Annotated in this window: 17 protein-coding genes; 3 read left to right on the top strand and 14 right to left on the bottom strand. The window is 42.9% G+C overall.

What is annotated here, in order from left to right; genetic code table 11:
* Positions 1-80 precede the first annotated feature (80 nt).
* Complete coding sequence (locus A374_RS00775) at positions 81-542, top strand: hypothetical protein (RefSeq protein ID WP_007200257.1); 462 nt, start codon at positions 81-83, stop codon at positions 540-542.
* Between the two features lie 25 nt (positions 543-567).
* Here the strand turns inward: A374_RS00775 and argH are convergent, their stop codons facing one another.
* Genes argH through bioF form a run of 4 tightly spaced genes read right to left on the bottom strand, consistent with a single transcriptional unit; the run spans position 568 to position 4,763 of the window.
* On the bottom strand, positions 568-2,070 hold the full coding sequence (argH, locus tag A374_RS00770; protein ID WP_007200256.1) for an argininosuccinate lyase: 1,503 nt from the start codon (positions 2,068-2,070) through the stop codon (positions 568-570).
* A gap of 25 nt (positions 2,071-2,095) precedes the next feature.
* On the bottom strand, positions 2,096-2,890 hold the full coding sequence (bioC, locus tag A374_RS00765) for a malonyl-ACP O-methyltransferase BioC (protein WP_007200255.1): 795 nt from the start codon (positions 2,888-2,890) through the stop codon (positions 2,096-2,098).
* The gene (locus A374_RS00760) at positions 2,883-3,587 is read right to left on the bottom strand and encodes an alpha/beta fold hydrolase (protein WP_007200254.1); all 705 of its coding nucleotides are present in this window, start codon (positions 3,585-3,587) and stop codon (positions 2,883-2,885) included. The genes bioC and A374_RS00760 overlap by 8 nt, the downstream gene beginning before the upstream one ends.
* Positions 3,588-4,763, bottom strand: a complete 1,176-nt coding sequence (gene bioF / locus A374_RS00755) for an 8-amino-7-oxononanoate synthase (RefSeq protein ID WP_007200253.1) — start codon at positions 4,761-4,763, stop codon at positions 3,588-3,590.
* 253 nt (positions 4,764-5,016) lie between these two features.
* Between bioF and A374_RS00750 the strand changes: the two genes are divergently transcribed.
* On the top strand, positions 5,017-5,304 hold the full coding sequence (locus A374_RS00750; RefSeq protein ID WP_007200252.1) for a spore morphogenesis/germination protein YwcE: 288 nt from the start codon (positions 5,017-5,019) through the stop codon (positions 5,302-5,304).
* 658 nt (positions 5,305-5,962) lie between these two features.
* On the opposite strand, the gene A374_RS00740 is transcribed toward A374_RS00750, so the two are convergent.
* Entirely contained in the window at positions 5,963-7,327 is a 1,365-nt protein-coding gene (locus A374_RS00740) for an MFS transporter (RefSeq protein WP_007200250.1), read from the bottom strand.
* A 211-nt stretch (positions 7,328-7,538) separates the two neighbouring features.
* Between A374_RS00740 and A374_RS00735 the strand changes: the two genes are divergently transcribed.
* The gene (locus A374_RS00735) at positions 7,539-7,805 is read left to right on the top strand and encodes a hypothetical protein (protein WP_007200249.1); all 267 of its coding nucleotides are present in this window, start codon (positions 7,539-7,541) and stop codon (positions 7,803-7,805) included.
* Positions 7,806-7,852: 47 nt separating this feature from the next.
* Here A374_RS00735 and qoxD read toward each other — a convergent pair whose 3' ends face one another.
* The 9 genes from qoxD to A374_RS00690 form a co-directional block, all read right to left on the bottom strand.
* Entirely contained in the window at positions 7,853-8,299 is a 447-nt protein-coding gene (qoxD, locus tag A374_RS00730) for a cytochrome aa3 quinol oxidase subunit IV (RefSeq protein ID WP_007200248.1), read from the bottom strand.
* Positions 8,299-8,913 (bottom strand): cytochrome aa3 quinol oxidase subunit III, encoded by a 615-nt coding sequence (qoxC, locus tag A374_RS00725; RefSeq protein WP_007200247.1) that lies wholly within the window; start codon positions 8,911-8,913, stop codon positions 8,299-8,301. The genes qoxD and qoxC overlap by 1 nt, the downstream gene beginning before the upstream one ends.
* A 14-nt stretch (positions 8,914-8,927) precedes the next feature.
* On the bottom strand, positions 8,928-10,871 hold the full coding sequence (qoxB, locus tag A374_RS00720; protein ID WP_007200246.1) for a cytochrome aa3 quinol oxidase subunit I: 1,944 nt from the start codon (positions 10,869-10,871) through the stop codon (positions 8,928-8,930).
* 28 nt (positions 10,872-10,899) lie between these two features.
* Positions 10,900-11,850 carry a cytochrome aa3 quinol oxidase subunit II gene (gene qoxA, locus A374_RS00715; protein WP_007200245.1) on the bottom strand — a complete coding sequence of 317 codons (951 nt, stop codon included), beginning with the start codon at positions 11,848-11,850 and terminating at the stop codon, positions 10,900-10,902.
* A 529-nt stretch (positions 11,851-12,379) separates the two neighbouring features.
* Entirely contained in the window at positions 12,380-13,480 is a 1,101-nt protein-coding gene (locus tag A374_RS00710) for a PRK06851 family protein (protein ID WP_007200244.1), read from the bottom strand.
* A gap of 103 nt (positions 13,481-13,583) precedes the next feature.
* Complete coding sequence (locus A374_RS00705; RefSeq protein ID WP_007200243.1) at positions 13,584-14,021, bottom strand: DUF2231 domain-containing protein; 438 nt, start codon at positions 14,019-14,021, stop codon at positions 13,584-13,586.
* Between the two features lie 66 nt (positions 14,022-14,087).
* The gene (locus A374_RS00700; RefSeq protein ID WP_007200242.1) at positions 14,088-15,368 is read right to left on the bottom strand and encodes a sensor histidine kinase; all 1,281 of its coding nucleotides are present in this window, start codon (positions 15,366-15,368) and stop codon (positions 14,088-14,090) included.
* Positions 15,368-16,042, bottom strand: a complete 675-nt coding sequence (locus tag A374_RS00695) for a response regulator transcription factor (protein WP_007200241.1) — start codon at positions 16,040-16,042, stop codon at positions 15,368-15,370. Before A374_RS00695 ends, A374_RS00700 begins: the two co-directional genes overlap by 1 nt.
* Before the next feature lie 18 nt (positions 16,043-16,060).
* A complete protein-coding gene (locus tag A374_RS00690; RefSeq protein ID WP_007200240.1) occupies positions 16,061-17,254 on the bottom strand; it encodes a DEAD/DEAH box helicase in 1,194 nt (397 codons plus the stop codon).
* Positions 17,255-17,523 lie beyond the last annotated feature (269 nt).

Below are 17,523 nucleotides of genomic sequence, written 5' to 3'. Positions count from 1 at the left end.
AAATTCATCTCCCCCTTACCGTTGGGCTTCGCCCTTCACACGCTTGAAGAGGGAGACTTCTTTCGGAATTCTGTTAAACTATGATTAGCAAAGCTTTTTCACCGTTAACCACGGTAGAATATCGATTAGTAGATGAATCATTTACACCGCTTTATTATGTAGAAAATATTGATCGTCTGGAACTTTTTTGTCGAAGAAACTGCAATTATTTTGTTCTTGATCAGTATGTATACGAAGTTGTAAGTACAGCACTGGAGAATGAGCTCTTTGTGATCTATCTTCAACTAGTAGAAGACGATCAACCTTTTGGAGAGACACCGACTTCTCGCGCTCTCGGCATTGAAGTTCGCCTTCTAACAGATGATCAAAGCTATCCGGAAATGACCTACATTAACTGTCAAACGCACCTTGAAGCTTTTACATACTTGGATAACAGCTTTTTATATTTTCAGAACAAAGAATATGCACGGGTGAGCGCCGAACTAGATCAAAATCGCAAACAGTACGTGTTATACGTAAAGCTAACAGGTGAAACATTGTAAAAAGGAAGAGTAGCAAGTGGCCATCTCATGGAGTAACTAGACGATTGGCGGCCGCTTGCCGTACCGCAGCTGCTGTTTTCAAGCGTTGTTGTTCTGTCTGTAGCCATTGTTGTTGATGCTTATGCTGTTCTTCTCGTGTTTTAAGCATGCGTTCGACTTCCTGCGGATGAGGACCTCCTCGCACAGTACGACGGAAAATAAAATGCGCTGGACTACAAATTGTCTCCCATTGTGCGGCTGTAATCCCTTTTGGCAAGTACGCTGAAAGCAATGTATTCACTTCTGACACTTGAAGATCAGCAAGCTCTTTTTTTTGCATGGTACAATGCTTCGCCACAAGGCTTGCTGCAGCGTGCGCTTGCCGCAGTGGCACGTGATCGTTCGCTGTTAAGATATCCGCTAACTCTGTAATCGTAATACACGCTTCTTTTGCAGAGTTGGCAAGCGTTGCTTTATTTACTGTCATCGTCCGAATGACCGCCGTTAATAAACGTAGAACGCGTGTCGCCTTGCTAAAGCTATCATATAAATATGGTTGCAAATCATCCTCAGTATCAACAATATCTCCAAAAGGGGTGTTGTGAATCATCTGTAACACCGTTTGAGCAGCGCCAACCGCTCCACTCGCTAACGAACGAGCATGCTCAAGTGATACAGGATTGCGCTTTTGTGGCATGATACTTGAAATTTGGACGTAGGGATCTGCAACCGTAATAGCGCCTCTTTCTCTCGTAACAAAACACAAGAAATCTTGAACCCAACGACCGATATTAATCATGAGTGACTGTAATGCGGTTGCAGTCTCTACTAAATAATCAGCACCCGCAATTGCATCATAAGAGTTTTCTACAAGCGCTTCGAAACCAAGCAATGCGCACGTTCTCTCCCGATTAATTGGAAAACTTGTTGTTGCTAGGGCAGCAGCCCCTAGTGGTGAAGAGTTTACCGTATGATATGCCGCCTTTACTCTATTTAAATCGCGCTCTAACACATCATAAATTGCTGTGACATAATGACCAAATGTAGTCGGTTGTGCTGGTTGGGTATGCGTATAAGCGGTCATAACCGTGTCAACATGCTTCTTTGCTTGCATCCATAGTGCTTCTTTTAACCGAACGATTTCGGTCACTAACTGAAGCAAATGATCACGTAAAACGATGCGATACATCGTAACGCCAAGATCATTTCGACTTCGACCAATGTGCAGATTCCCTGCGGTATCGCTCCCTATTTCTTCTGCTAGCTTATGATCAATTAAGAAAAATAAATCTTCAAAAGCCGGATCATAGCAGAACTGCGATCCTTCTAGTTGTTGTATACTCGCTAATCCTTGTAACATAGCAGCTGCTTCTTTCGTTACGATGATTCCCGTTTCTTCCAGCATAATAACATGAGCTTGATGAACGGTCAGCATCGCTTGAAGTAAATAGTCTCGCTGCAGGGAAAATACATGACTTAATAGTTCTTCGCGGTACGTTTTCCCGGGAAACGTCGTCCCTTCATCTTGTATAAAGGCATCATCACTCAATCGCTTCAGCCCCTTTTTCACTAGCTTATGTAGCACGAGTTAAAAAGGCGAATAAGCAATGATAGGTGGCTTCAATCGCGTTCTGATCTGTAAAACGCTCTTCATAATGACGCATCATGCTTTTTAATGCTCCAGGAGACATACTGCGTTCGTTACTGTTCGTCGCACCAATTTTTTGTAAGGAACGCAAAAAGTCACGTACACTTGAAAATTGTTCCACTGCAAAGCTCTCTCTGAGCTTGTAAGAACCTTGCTTAACATTTTGGCACAGCGTCTCTAATTCTGCATAGGAAAGAAATCGCTGACTTGGCGGTGAGGATTCTTCATCCAAGGAGGCATTGACCGCTTCATAGGATGTATGCATCTCATGAAACGTTTTCTCTCCAAATGTTGAAAAGGCAAGCATCCCCGTTGGCTTGACAGCATTCATCAACATCTGTAGCGTTTGATCTACATGATTAAACCATTGAAAGGTAGCATTCGAGACAATGATGTCAAAAGAGGTGGAAAAATTCATTCTTTCGATATCGCCACATTGAAACGTTACACCACTATGTAAAAAGCGGGTCTTGGCTTGTTGGATCATACCTGGTGCTAAATCAACAGCTACGATTCCAGCATGTGGAAAAGCTGCGCACAATTTCTCTGTTAGAAATCCGGTGCCACAGCCAATTTCCAATATGGATACATTCTTCGGAAATGAATGGCAAGTAAGCTGAGCTAGTAAGTGGTCTGCCATCTGCTTTTGTACGATGGCATATTCATCATAGCTAGTAGCTTGCTTACTAAATCGTTTTTGAACCAACGTTTTATTAATCAAGAAAACCACCTTCCTCACAAAGTGATAATACGTGCTCTTGTGCTGTTAAAAAAGGCACGTGACCGCATTCAGGCTGGATTGTCATCGTAACCGGCCCTCCTATTACATTTAAAAGTGTCGTAGCAGCCTTGACTGGAATAACCCGGTCTTGGGCCCCATGCGCGATGAGCGTCGGTATTACCAAGCTCCTTGCTTCCTCTGTTACATCAACGCTCATTAAATACTCCAAACCATACCCAAGGGAACTCACAGTATCGCCAACAAAAGTCGTAGCCATTGGCACATGTTTTGCTGGTAAAAACATCGCTTCATAAAAGCTTGCTAACGTGCCTTCTTTGTTACGCGCAAGCTGACGTTGCATGCGTTTTACAGCAACAAGCTCCGTTCCGTACGGTGCTTGCTCGCCTTTCGTAAATCGTGCTGTACTGCCGATTAATAGCAGCTTTGCAACCTGCTGTGGAAAGCGCGCCGCAGCCCGAATCGCAGCTATTGAACCGAGCGACCAGCCAACGATGCTAAGCGGCTGCCCGATTTCTTCAATGGCTTTTGCAACTCGTTCATCAATTTCTGCTACCGACGCTAGATCACGCCAATGTAAATAGTGACACTGAAAATGCTTCTCTAACTCTTGAGAAAATGCTCCCCAAATAGATGGTTCCATCCCCCATCCAGGTAAAAAGAGTAATGACTTTTTCATTTAAATGACCCCCAATCTTTGACCAACATCGATAATGATTTGTGCGGCATGCTGCACTTCCTCTCGCTTGTGAGACGCCATGAGCGTAAAGCGAATGCGCGCTGTTTGCTGCGGAACTGTCGGAGGGCGAATGGCCACTGCCGCAATGCCTTCCTCTTGCAACGCTTCACTAAAACGCAACGCTTGTTCACTATGACCGATTAAAATCGGTACAATTTGCGATTCACTGCCACATAGGTTAAAGCCAGCTTTCGTTAACGTTTGCCGAAAATAGGTTGCATGCGCTAACACCGTCTCTCGTAAAGCCGGTTCGCTGCTTACAATTTCAATGCTTTTCGCAATGGCACCAAGTACAGCTGGCGGCAATGCAGTTGTGTAAATAAAGCTACGCGCTTTATTAAGCACATAATCAATGAGTTCCTCATCCCCCGTGACGTACGCACCAAATGAACCGAGCGCTTTACTGAACGTGCCCATGACGAGATCCACGTGTTGTGTTAAAGCATACTGCTGTACTAATCCTGCTCCAGTCGCGCCATACAACCCGCTACTATGCGCTTCATCCACAATAAGCAAGGCATTATACCGTTCTTTTAATAGCACCAACTCCTGTAGTGGGGCAATGTCACCATCCATACTAAAAATACTGTCTGTGACAATGATTTTTCGCTTATGAGCGGGAGCTTGCTGTAACATTTTCTCTAAATGATCTACATCAAGATGACGATACCTTTTATGATCCGCTCTACTTAAAATAATGCCATCTGTAATGCTTGCATGATTTAACTTATCGCTAAATACTATACTTTTATGGTTCAATAAAGCGGATAAAATGCCCACATTCGCTGTATAACCAGACGTAAAAATAAGCGCTTTTTGCGTCTTTTTCCAAGCAGCAACAGCTTGTTCACAATCATCATAAAGAAGATGATTCCCCGTGACGAGTCGCGATGCACTAGCGCTGTTTCCGTACTGCTTGCACGCCTCCATACTCGCTTCTGTTAACCGCGGATCACCTGCAAGACCTAAGTAGTTATTGCTGGCTAAGTTTAAAAGACGGCGTCCATCTCTTTGTAGCCACGGCATAGCTCCCTGCTCTACCTTATGAAGAGATCGCTTGTTTGTTCGTTGTTCTAGCGCATTAAGCTCAGCTTTTAATTCCTCTCTTACATTCATATGTAACACCACTTTTTTCGTTAGAATACTTTTATCTTACTATGTAGTGACATTATTGTTAACCGTTTTTATGTAAAGGTTAACAATTTGGTTGTCTATTTATCTGAATTTTTAAATTTTATTCACCTATTTTTCGTTTTTCTGTAGTAAATTTTATAAAATGTGGTATACTAACTGTAACAAAAAATTCACAAATCAGACCTAATTTCGTCACATTTGGAACCGTTGTCAAAAACTAAAGGAGTGAAACGTAATGGATGTTTACGTTGTTTATTTATTCGTAGCTACAGCTACTCCGCTCTTCCTTTGGCAAGACCATCGTAAATTAGCAATGATACAAATCCCTTTTATCGCTATTCTCTGGGGCTTTGTAGGATTTTATTTAGCTGGAGCTTTAAACGCTGAAATGCACCTACTGTTTAACATTCTTTTTGTCACAAACGTTGTCTTTGCACACGTTGCGGCATTTAAGATTTATGCGATTCCTTTCATTCGCCGCGAACGCGAAAAAAGAATGGCTGCTTTAACTAAACCAGAATAACGTAGGGCTTGCCCTCCGCACATACACGTAGAGGCTGGACATAAACAGCCTAAGCATATAAAAAATGGCTTCATCATCCGTTTCGATGATCAAGCCATTTTTTTATGTCGTGCGTTCGTTTGATTTTAGTTTGTCTTGCGTATATAAACAGTAATCGAATGCATCAAATTTGGAGTAGAGAGCAAGCACTTCTATATACGCGTGCGGACAGTCCATACGCGCGCAGGAGTTCCTGTTTCGCGCGCAGACCAGGTCCGTTCGCGCGCAGGAGTTCCCGTTTCGCGCGCAGACCAGATCCGTTCGCGCGCAGGAGTTCCCGTTTCGCGCGCAGACCAGGTTCGTTCGCGCGCAGGAGTTCCCGTTTCGCGCGCAGACCAGATCAATCGCCTCCAATAGCATGGGTAAGGGATGAAAAATAGAGAAAATGAAGAGATCATCTCGTAAATTCACTCAAAAATGAGAAGAAATAGCGTAAAAGCTCTTCAATGATGGCGAAAAGAGTAAAGCGCAAACCGCACATGAGATTCCAATTCGTCCGCAGGAGTCCAAGATTTGCGCACAGACCAGGGTCAATCACCCGCAACCGCGTCAATTCCCCGCATGCGCCACGAAACAGAGGAAGTATTGTGTCCTTAGTCTCTTTTCGTTGTTTTCGTTGTTATTTTAACGGAATAGAATCATCAGGAAGAATGGGAATCTCCGCAGCGTTTCCACCTGTTTCATTAATAGCCTCCAAGTGCATTCCTTTCGTTTCAGGCGCAAGTGCAATACAGAGCACAAGCCCAATTACACTAATGACTGCAAAAAAGGCTAAAGCAGTACTCGTTCCCCACGCCGCAACAAGATTAGGAAAGACCAGAATGCCTAAAATGGAACCGATTCGACTTACAGAAGTGGCTAAGCCAGATGCTGTTGCTCGAATACTCGTCGGGAATAGCTCGGTTGGATAAACAAAATTCAAGATGCCACCCCCCATGTTGGCAAAGAGCACCGCAAAGCTAAAGAGGGCGATGAGGAAAGCAATGGTAGGCTGTGCATTTAAGGTGAGAATGATGAGCGCAAGCGATAGGCCTAAAAATGACGTGATAATGAGCGGACGGCGACCAATCTTTTCTACTAACATTGATCCGATAATTGCTCCTGCAAGTCCGAGGATACTAATCGTCCCCGAGCCAATATACGTTAAAGTTTGGGAGCCGTTCATAAAAGGTTTTAAAATACTTGGTGTATACATTGAAATACCATAATAGGCGACCGCATAACAAAACCAAAAGCCACAAACAAAGGCCGTTCGTTTAATAAGGGAAGGTGAAAACACTTCGCGTAGTCGATATTTCGTTTGTTCTTGTGCCTCAACCATTACTTTTTGTCCCGTAATAGAGAACATAATGCGTTCGGCTTCTTCTTTACGACCATTTGCTGCTAACCAGCGTGGAGATTCTGGTAATGTTACGCGAAAGAAAAAGACGACGAGAGCAAATAATGCACCGACTAACAGCATATATCGCCACGCAACAGGGCCTAGCGGCAGCAGCAATAAACCAACAACATAAGCAGCTACAGCTCCAATAAACCACATTGCCCCTAAATACGCCGTATGGCGGCCGCGACTTTTCGTAGCACTAAATTCTGAAACGAGTGTGGCAGAAATCGGATAATCAGCGCCAATTCCAATACCCAGCAGAAAACGAAAGACAATAAGCTGCCAAGCATCTTGGGCAAAAGCAGTTAAGGAAGCAAACACCACAAAGGCTAACAGATCAACGACATACATTGCTTTTCTTCCGTACCGATCGGTTAAATTGCCAAACCATAGCGCCCCAATTAAGGATCCGATTACGGCAGATGCGGTGATCAATCCTTGCATGACGGGACTAACCTGCCACTGACTAAGAATAAGTGGCATTGCTACAGCAATAACTGTGAGATCAAAGCCATCCAAAAACGTCCCTGCTGCCGACAGTGCTGTAATTTTCCGCTGAAAGCGTTGCACTTTTTTGCCATTTAATTGTTCAAAGCCCACTCTAACTCCCCCCATAGTCTTTTATAGAGAAAAAAGAGCCACCGCCAACTACCCTTCGACGATGACTCTCTCCTCTTCTTTCTTTATAACGAGAAACATAAACAATGTCAATAAATAGTCAAAATAATTAGAAAATAGTATCGCTTGATAATTTGGTTTATAAATGTAAAAATAAAGCAAACAAGCTAAGATTTTAGAAAAGAGGTTTCTCATGAAAAAAATGATTGTAGTCATCGTTCTTATTATTCTTTATATCGTTGCAGCTGTAACAACAGATATGAGGACTGATGCAGCAATCTTAGCTGGATCAGGGCGTAATTATTTAACGCTTTCTCACTTTTTTTACGATAATATTGCCTTTTTAGAAAAAGGCACAACCCACCATATTACGACAGTTATCAAATGGGATCGTATCTATGCTGTACTACTCCTTCTGGTCCTGACTGCACTTACCCTCATTAAAAAGAAAAAAGCATAACAAAAAGGCTTGCCCCTTCGATGAGGGCAAGCCTTTTGCTTAAGAGATTATTTATCCATTTTCATTCCATCATGCTCCGAGTGATCCATTTTGCTATGATCCATCTCGTCTTTATTCATTTCCATCTTATGCTCAGACTTCATGTTGTGATGATCATGCTCTGCATGACCAGCACCCATTACCCAAACTGTACCAGCAACAATGACTACTGCAACGAAGGCTGCAAATAGCATGTTACCTGTTTGTGTATTACCTGAAAGCTTGCTGTTTTTCTGCGAGCTTTCCGTCATATGCATGAACATGAGAAGCTGAATCGCCGCTTGTAAGAAACCGAAAATGAAAATAATCGTAATAATCGTCGTTCTAGAAAAATCTGTTTTATACGTCACGTAAAGCGCAAGCAACGTTAAAATGATTGAAAAAATGTAACCAACAACGTGTTTCCACGGAATGCCTCCGTGTCCGTGTGCCGCTGCGTTATTGTGATTAGCCATTAGCGCAACACCATCCCTGTCAAATACACGGCGGTAAGGATAAAGATCCACACAACGTCAAGGAAATGCCAATAAAGACTTGAAATAAAGACTTTAGAAGACGTTTGCGGTGTTAAACCACGTCTTGCCACCTGTATTAAAATTAAAATGATCCAGAAAATACCGATTGTTACGTGAAGTCCGTGTGTACCTACAATGGTAAAGAACGCAGACCAGTAAGCACTCGTTCCGATTGTTGCACCTTCGTGAACGTATTCGATAAACTCTTTAATCTCAAATACAAGGAACCCTGCTCCGAGAAGCAACGTAATAATCATCCAAATAAATATACCTTTGCGGTTTTGACGACGACTTTCATGGATCGCAATCCCACAAGTGAAACTACTTGTTAAAAGTAAGAATGTTTCAATCAAAACACCTTTAAGCTCAAATAGCTCAGTAGGTGACGGGCCAGAGCCTGTTCTGTACATGAGTGCCATGTACGTAGCAAACAAAGTAGAGAATAACGCAATTTCCGCCCCAAGGAATATCCAGAAACCAAGGATATTTAATCGCGTGGTTTCTGTTCGATATTCTAAAGGCGTGTCATGATCGTGTACTTCTTCATGTGCCATTGTTCACGCCTCCTTTATTCGTTAATCCGTTCAGTTTCTTTAATTTCTTCCAATCCAACATAGAAGCCTTCGTTGCGGTCAAAGGAACGAATGATCATCGTGATGAATACGCCGATTAGACCAACAATACCCATCCAGTACCATTCAAACACAAGTCCGAATCCAGCGATGAAGAAGAAGACAGCCATTACGAACGGAACACCAGAATAATCAGGCATATGAATTGGCTTAAGATCCGCTAGTTTCGGTTTTGTATCGATTTTTTGATTACGGAATGTTTCTACTGGGTCAAGACCTGTCACAGTAGGAATTACCGCAAAGTTATAGTGTGGCGGTACTGTAGAAGTTGTCGCCCACTCAAGCGTACGACCAACACCCCATGGATCGCCAGCTACTTCGCGTTTTGCATAGCGGAAGCTGTAGTATAGGCAATATACGAACAATAAGAACGCAAGACCCATTACGAAACCACCGATTGTTGAAACCATGTTCAATGGACCCCAGCCACTCGCTGCACTGTACGTGTAGACACGACGAGGCATACCATCGAAACCTAATAAGAATTGCGGGAAGAAACATACGTTAAAACCAATGTTAAAGAGCCAGAATACCCATTTGCCGATGCGCTCGTTTAAGCGGTGACCGAACATTTTTGGATACCAGTAAATCAACCCGGCAAAACATGCATACACCGTACCACCAATCAATACATAGTGGAAGTGAGCAATTAGGAAATACGTATTATGGTATTGGTAGTCAGCAGCAGCCATTGCAAGCATAACCCCTGTTACCCCACCAATTACGAAGTTAATAATAAAGCCGAGTGACCAAAGCATTGGTGTCGTAAAGCTGATTCTTCCTTTGTACATCGTGAAGAGCCAGTTAAAGATTTTAATACCGGTTGGAATCCCGATGATCATTGTTGTAATCGAGAATACAGAGTTAACGAGTGCGCCTGAACCCATTGTGAAGAAGTGATGGACCCAAACCATAAAGCTGTATGCTGCGATAATAACCATCGCCCAAACCATTGCTTTATAACCGAATAGCGTTTTGCGAGAAAACGCAGAAATAATTTCTGAGAACATACCGAACGCTGGGAGAATAACAATGTATACCTCCGGATGGCCCCAAAGCCAGAACAAGTTGGCCCAAAGCATATCCATACCTGCACCTTGCAGCGTAAAGAAGTGGGCGCCGAACAAGCGATCGAATGTCATAAGTGCTAACGCAATCGTTAAGATTGGGAATGCAAATACGATAATAACCATTGTTACAAGTGCAGACCATGTGAACATTGGCATTCTGAACAATGTCATACCTGGTGCACGCATTTTTAAGATCGTTACAAGGAAGTTAATACCTGTTAAGAGCGTACCAATCCCGGCGATCTGAAGTCCTAACAAGTAATAGTTTTGCCCAGGACCAGGACTTAATTCATTACCAGCAAGCGGCATGTAACTTGTCCAACCTGCAGATGGTGATCCCCCGATAACGAAGGAGATGTTAAATAACATCGCACCAATAAAGAATGTCCAGAAACTTACTGCGTTCAAATACGGAAACGCAACGTCACGTGCTCCGATTTGAAGTGGAATAACAACGTTGATCAAACCGATCAAAAATGGCATCGCCATGAAGATGATCATGATCGTACCATGCGTTGTAAAGATTTCATTGTAATGCTGAGAATCTAAGAATTTCGCATCAGGTGTTGCTAATTGAACACGCATGAGCAAAGCATCGACCCCACCGCGGAACATCATAAGAACGGCAGCAGCAATATACATAATTCCTAGTTTTTTATGGTCAACAGTTGTGATCCATTCAGTCCACAACCACTTCCACTTTTTAAAATATGTCAGATAGAAAAGAATTCCGACCGTTGTTAACGCGATTGAGACGTCCGCACCGTAGATGAGCGGGTCTCCGGTAACAAAAAATTCATCCCATTTCATAATGTAGTGCCTCCTCTATTCACGGGACTTAAGAATCCCCTTTAGAGTCAGATTCCGGCTTGTTCGCATCTTTCGCTTTGGAACCGTGCGGATTTTGCGGAACCACTCCTAAACGTTCGCGTGTCTTAACAGCATAATCTGCTTCATGAGCATGATTAACCCACTTTAAGTGAGTGGATGAGAACGTCATCGTTTTCTTCACGTGACCTTGCAACATTAGCTTGTCGTATTGCTCTTTTGTAAGCTTAGGCGACTTGCTTTTCATATCAGCAGTCCATTTGTCAAAGTCTGCTTGTGAAACAGAGTGCACGTTAAATGTTTGATGAGTGAACCCTTCACCATTGAAGTTTGAGTTTCTTCCTTCAAATGTTCCAAGCTCATCCGCTTGAAGGTAAAGCTCTGTTTCCATTCCAGACATGGCGTACTTTTGTCCACCAAGCTGTGGCACCCAGAATGAAGACATTGAATCAGCTGAAGTCAGCTTAAATAACACCGGACGGTCTTTTGGAATGTTAATGTAGTTTACCGTTTCGATGCCTTGTTTTGGATAAGAGAAAATCCATTTCCAATCGACAGCAGTCGCATTAATAACAAGCGGTGCTTTTGGCTTGCTCGATGTATCTGTCGATTTTTCAAGGTCATAAATAACCTTTACTGTTGGAATAGCTAGGGCAATAATAATGATAATTGGAATGATTGTCCAAATCGTTTCTAACTTTTTGCTTCCATGATTATGTGGATCATAGTTAGATAAATCTTTACGGTTTTCACGATATTTAACAAGAATGACCGTAAATAGAACATATACTACAACTAAAATGATTGCCATAAGCCCTATCGAATAAAGAATAAGATCTTTCTGCTGAGCAGCAACTGGTCCCTTAGGATCGAAAATAACGTAACTGTTGCTACAACCGCCCAAGAAAAAGACGGACAGCACAAGTCCTAACGCTAAGAACGGTCTTAACCGTTTAAACACTAGGCCCACCTTCCTTCCTGTAAACATTATGTGAGATTTCTCACTGTATACTGTCTTACTTTGTGCTTTTGTTCACATAATAACAAATTTGCTACATAAATAGACCTCTTTTTACAAACTGTCAAAAGTTCTTCAAGCAAAATTCACGAGTTCATCACATAATTATCAAAAATTGTACATATTTCTGGGATTAACTTCTTGTATTTCCAAATGTAATAACTCGCTGTTAGAATGTGCCACCTCCACGTTGATCGACCTACTAACTGTAAAAGGAAAAGCTTATCTTAAAAAGACAACAAGGGCATCATACTCCTTTTTTGTGGGTCATTCAAGTCGAAACGTGCAGGGAAAAAAAGGGTAACAAGCTGAACAAAAGCAGGTAAAGCGTTGAGGGAAGAAAAGAAGTCGCCAAAGCGGCGACTCTATTCATCTCTCTTAATTTTTACATCATCAAAGAAATTCCCATTTTCACAGGCTTTCAAACGAAACTTTATCTTGTTATTATATGGGATTTTACATTTGTAGTACGTTAGCTTTTAAGCTGATGAAACGCTGCTGCAATTTCCAGTGCGATGTTTTCTGTGATTTGATCTACTTTTTCATAATCCATCGCCATCATGTATAGTGCTTCAAGTCCGTCATGGGCTTTCTTTGCTGACCCAAGATGCGCAATTGCTTCGTTCATTTTTTCACGGTATTGCTCACTATAATGCGTAATTTCGTCTTGATAACGCTCATCAGTGCCTGGTGTTATGGCCGCTGCATACATATCAATAATTTCATCGCCGTCACGAGACGGAAAATATTCATGAGGAGCAGTACTGTCAAATATGGCGAAGCCAGCTTCTCGCGCAATAATCATGTCTAAGCTATTGTAATCAAAGCCACAATGATATACTTCAACATCATAGCCTGCCGACATCGCTTTTTCAGTTAACGCTTTTAGCATCGTAGACTTTCCTGAGCCTGGTCTTCCTTTAATAAACAGACGCGTTGGCACATCTTCTGTTAAATTCGGAACAAAATCAACGGCCCCATTCGGTGTCGCCGCTCCTAAATAGCGATCCACTCGCTTGCTTGTTTTCTCCAACTTATGGCTAAAAAAACGCTGAGCGATCGTTTTCATGACAATATCGGCTTTTGTAAAATCCATATTATCAATATAGATACCTTCCCATTGATCATGAATGTGTAATGCCTCATTAAACGCTGCATACGCACATTCATAGCCACGTTGATTTTCCTGAACAAACCGACTAATTTCCTCACGATGCTGCAACAAGCTCGCGCGATCCCAAGCCTCGCCTAAGTTTACATACTCTTCTTTTATGCCCGGCAAAGTCGGTTCAATTACATGGGGCGCTGTTCCATCGACAATTCCCACTTGAATTTGTGGAAAAATAACCCCATCAATCGACCCATTGTCAGAGGCACAATGAATATAGTCCACATCATAGCCCTGCTGCTCAAAGCGCACACCAAGTTGCTCCATTAACGTTGATTTTCCGGTACCAGGTCCACCCTTTAATATGAAAAGGCGCTGTAGGTCTTGTAAATTATTTTCAAAATAACTATAGAAACCATAGGCCGTATTGCCGCCTGCAAAATAGTTACGCACTGTTCCTGTCATGAAGAACACCCCTCAACAGTTAGTTCCGTGCCTAGTTTATTGACACGTTCTAACATATGAGAGGTGTACGCATTCGGTGTTTGCTTTTGTTTCACATGAAACATTACGATGAAGAAGCTGCTTTTATTTGCTCGGGATGATACACCATCTTGCCTCCATAATGCCCCGTTATGCTAAGGGTCACAAAGCCCGCTAAAATTAACACAACGACAACGATCGTCAAGGAAGGCAACAGCTTCACTCGATGCAACAGTTTAAGAAAAACGACTGCACCAAATAAAAATAACGTTGCTAAGGCGAAATTCTCATGAGTATGAATTATGCTGTGTGCACTTGTGCCCATTTCATTGCGGGCAAAATGCTTCACGCCATCACCGGAAATATATGCGAGAATGCCTGTAAAAAAACCAGTCGCAAGAAGAAAGAAGGCGGCCTGATCCCAAAAATCTTTCCTCCAAAGTGCAATGAGCTGGGCCAAAACACCAAATGTCAATAAAGCAATTGGAAAGTGAACAAGGATAGGATGTGCTGGTGAAAACATGAAAAATCAGCTCCTTTTGTTTTTGTACAATCACTGTACGATAAGAAGCTGAATTTTTTCTGAAAATTATCGTAAACCGACAAGCTGGACTGTAAATGTCGTTCCTTCTCCGACCGTACTCTGAACGGATAGCTTTCCGCCATGCTGATCAACAATTGCCTTGGCAATGGCTAACCCTAAACCGACCCCGCCAGTTTTCTTCGAGCGCCCTTTCTCCGCGCGATAAAAGCGATCAAATAAAAACGGTAAATTTTCCTCCGTAATCCCGGGTCCTCGATCTCGGACAGCAAGTGTAATGCGATGGCCACCATTGTACGTTAAAGAGAGCGTTACCGGCTCAGAATCGTTGGAGTATTTCAGCGAATTATCAATTAAGATGTAGAGAAGTTCCTTCATCCTCATGACATCAGCTTCAATCGCAAAGTCATTATCATCACATGTAAAGTGAAGACGTGTATGTTTTTCCTTTTTTTCATAATTTGCAAGCACTTGTCCGATGAGGGCACGCAAGGAAAAGACTTCCTTGTGAAGAGCCACCCCACCTTCCTCCATCTTTGCAGAGAGCAGCAAGCGATCCACCAGTGTTGACATTTGCCTCACTTCTTCTTGCATTTCAGTGAGCGTCTCTTTCGAAAACTCACTTAACGTTTCTTTTTCCTCTTGAGCTAACACTTCTAAAGATGCGGAAAAAATACTTAATGGCGTGCGGAGCTCATGCGAAGCATCTGCAACGAATGCCTTTTGACTTTCTACGTTTCGAATGATCGGTTTCATTGCTTTACGCGCTAACCGATCACCCATAATTACAGACAAAACGAGCGCACCCATCCCAATTAACGCTAGCACAAAAAACCAATGTTCTACTTTTTCATGAACAGAGCTTATATCTTTACCCACTATCAAAAATGAGTCCGAAGAAAGCGGTAGACTAGCGTATACGAAATGTTCCTCACGGCCATCTTTTTCTTTCCACTCATCAGTGCCACCTTGCTTCTGGCAACACGATTGGCTTTCTGCAAAGGCACGAAACGCTTGCTCTTCTTTACTGCGAGCAATATGACCTCTTGGCAATTCTGTCGCTTTGCCGTTTTTAATCACTTCAACATAATAAAGATGGGCGTGTTTTCGACCGCGATCGCGGTCTTTTTCCTTTGTAAAAGGAACCATTTGCTCTTCGCCGGTAATTTTCTTTTTTTCATAATGCAAGATGTCGTTAATATCTTCCGTAGCTGTCGCATACAGCATATTTTTTACAAATAAAAATAAGACAGAGAGCACAACAACTAACGTTATAAAAAATGAACCGCTATAATGACGAATGAGTTTCTTTCTTAATTCTCGTAGCACTAGTCACACTCCATCCGATAGCCGATTCCTCGAACTGTCACGATATATTTCCTTTTTCCTAAAGGATCGAGTTTCTTCCGTAGCTTCGTTACAAAGGCTTCGACGGTATTCATCGTTACTTCACTGTCTGCTCCCCACACATGTAATAAAATCGTTTCACGTGGCAACACTTGATGCTTATGACGCGCAAACAGCGTCAGCAGTTGAAACTCTTTACCTGTTAGCATCACAGATTCATCTGCTTTTAACAACCGCTGTTCCTTTCGATCTAACCTCCACTCGCCAATTACTAACGACGGTTCTTCATAAAGGTGCATCCGCCTTCGACCAAGCGCATAGATGCGCGCTATAAGTTCTTTACATTCAAATGGCTTTGCTAAATAATCATCTGCTCCAGAAGAGAGACCACGAACGAGATCGTCTACATTTCCCCGAGCGGTTAGCATTAAAATAGGACCTTGATAATCTGACTTCCGGAGTTCTTTACTCACGTCAATGCCTTGACGCCCAGGCATCATCCAGTCAAGGATCAGGAGATCAAATGGTTCGCTCATTGCCGTATTGAGGGCACAATCTCCATCTTCACAAAGCGTAACGAAAAATCCTTCCTTCTCTAGCATGTGGACAATTAATCGTGACAATCGTTGATCATCTTCTGCGAGCATGATTTTCATAAATCCCGGCTCCTTACTTTAGTACCTGCGACGCTTCGGACGGCGCTTACTTACTTCATGAGTGCGCGCGACACGCTCTTCCTTTTTACGTGGTGAGTCTTGTAACGTTTGCTTCGGGATTTCTTGCTGTAATTCCTGCTGAATGATGTTCCAACCTTGTTCGTCCCTTTTGGAAATAAAAGTAATGGCTAATCCTTTATTACCAGCACGTCCCGTCCGACCAATACGATGAATATAACTTTCTGTATCAAATGGGAGATCGTAGTTAATCACATGTGTCACACCGTCTACATCCAGCCCTCGCGCAGCCACATCTGTTGCAACGAGGAAGGAAAACTCGCCATTACGAAACCGTTCCATCACTGCTTCGCGTTTTGCTTGCGATAAACCACCGTGTAATTCATCACACCGATAACCCGCTGCCGCTAACGCCTCATAAAGCTTCGTTACACGCCGTTGCGTACGACAAAAAATAATACTAATGTACGGGCGATAAATGGTAATAAAGCGTTGTAAATCTCTAAGCTTATTGCGATCAGTCGTTTCAATATAACGCTGACGAATTTTCTTTACTGTCATCTCTTCTTTTTGAATCGCAATCTCTTTTGGATTGTTCATGTACGTAGATGCTAACCTAACAATTTCCGATGGCATCGTCGCTGAAAATAACATGAGTTGTCGCGTTTGTGAAGTTTGATCAATAATGTGCTCCACATCTTCTAAAAAACCAATATGAAGCATTTGATCAGCTTCATCCAAGACAAGCATATTCACGTTTTCTAACGCTATGGTCCCTCGGCGCACATGATCCAGTAATCGCCCTGGCGTCGCAACGACAATATGAACACTTTGATCTAACTTATGCATTTGTGCAATGACATCTTGTCCACCATACACGGAGAGAACATGTATCCCCGGTACAGCAGCAACCAGTTTATTCAGCTCCGCCGCTACCTGAATCGCCAGTTCTCGCGTTGGTGTAACAACTAACGCTTGAATAACATCATTCTCTCTATTAATACGCTGCACTAACGGTAGCGCAAACGCCATCGTTTTTCCCGTACCTGTTTGCGAGCGTGCAATAACATCACTGCCTTGTAAAAGCATTGGAACCGCCTCTACTTGAATAGGCGTCGGAACGTAAATCCCCATTTGTGCTAAGGCATCCTGCCATTCCTGTGTAACGTGTAAATCTGAAAATGATTGAATCATGATTTCCCCCTCGTATGTTCTTCTACCATTGTATCCTGTTTTGGCGGAAATATCGGCAATAATAAAATCGAGCGGCGCTTCTTTTTCTTGAGAAGAGTTGTGAGGGAATGGGAAGAGAACCATACACAATAAAATTTGTATTGCTTGCGAGGGAATGGGGGGCTCGTGCGTGAATGGGCTTGGGGTGCGTGCGAATCGGGGGCTGGCGCGCGAATGGGCTTGGGGTGCGCGGGAATGAATGGGTTGCGCGCGAATCGGGGATCGGCGGG

The sequence above is a fragment of the Fictibacillus macauensis ZFHKF-1 genome (assembly GCF_000269865.1).
In the GTDB taxonomy this organism is placed as follows: domain Bacteria; phylum Bacillota; class Bacilli; order Bacillales; family Fictibacillaceae; genus Fictibacillus_C; species Fictibacillus_C macauensis.
This window is presented reverse-complemented; position numbering and strand designations above follow the sequence as displayed.

Bases quoted from the DNA above. Each gene is read 5' to 3' on its own strand.
- qoxD (WP_007200248.1), bottom strand. From the start codon at position 8,299: ATGGCTAATCACAATAACGCAGCGGCACACGGACACGGAGGCATTCCG.
- qoxC (WP_007200247.1), bottom strand. From the start codon at position 8,913: ATGGCACATGAAGAAGTACACGATCATGACACGCCTTTAGAATATCGA.
- A374_RS00705 (WP_007200243.1), bottom strand. From the start codon at position 14,021: ATGTTTTCACCAGCACATCCTATCCTTGTTCACTTTCCAATTGCTTTA.
- A374_RS00690 (WP_007200240.1), bottom strand. From the start codon at position 17,254: ATGATTCAATCATTTTCAGATTTACACGTTACACAGGAATGGCAGGAT.
- A374_RS00735 (WP_007200249.1), top strand. From the start codon at position 7,539: ATGAAAAAAATGATTGTAGTCATCGTTCTTATTATTCTTTATATCGTT.
- A374_RS00775 (WP_007200257.1), top strand. From the start codon at position 81: ATGATTAGCAAAGCTTTTTCACCGTTAACCACGGTAGAATATCGATTA.
- A374_RS00750 (WP_007200252.1), top strand. From the start codon at position 5,017: ATGGATGTTTACGTTGTTTATTTATTCGTAGCTACAGCTACTCCGCTC.
- A374_RS00695 (WP_007200241.1), bottom strand. From the start codon at position 16,042: ATGAAAATCATGCTCGCAGAAGATGATCAACGATTGTCACGATTAATT.
- A374_RS00760 (WP_007200254.1), bottom strand. From the start codon at position 3,587: ATGAAAAAGTCATTACTCTTTTTACCTGGATGGGGGATGGAACCATCT.
- bioF (WP_007200253.1), bottom strand. From the start codon at position 4,763: ATGAATGTAAGAGAGGAATTAAAAGCTGAGCTTAATGCGCTAGAACAA.
- qoxB (WP_007200246.1), bottom strand. From the start codon at position 10,871: ATGAAATGGGATGAATTTTTTGTTACCGGAGACCCGCTCATCTACGGT.
- A374_RS00710 (WP_007200244.1), bottom strand. From the start codon at position 13,480: ATGACAGGAACAGTGCGTAACTATTTTGCAGGCGGCAATACGGCCTAT.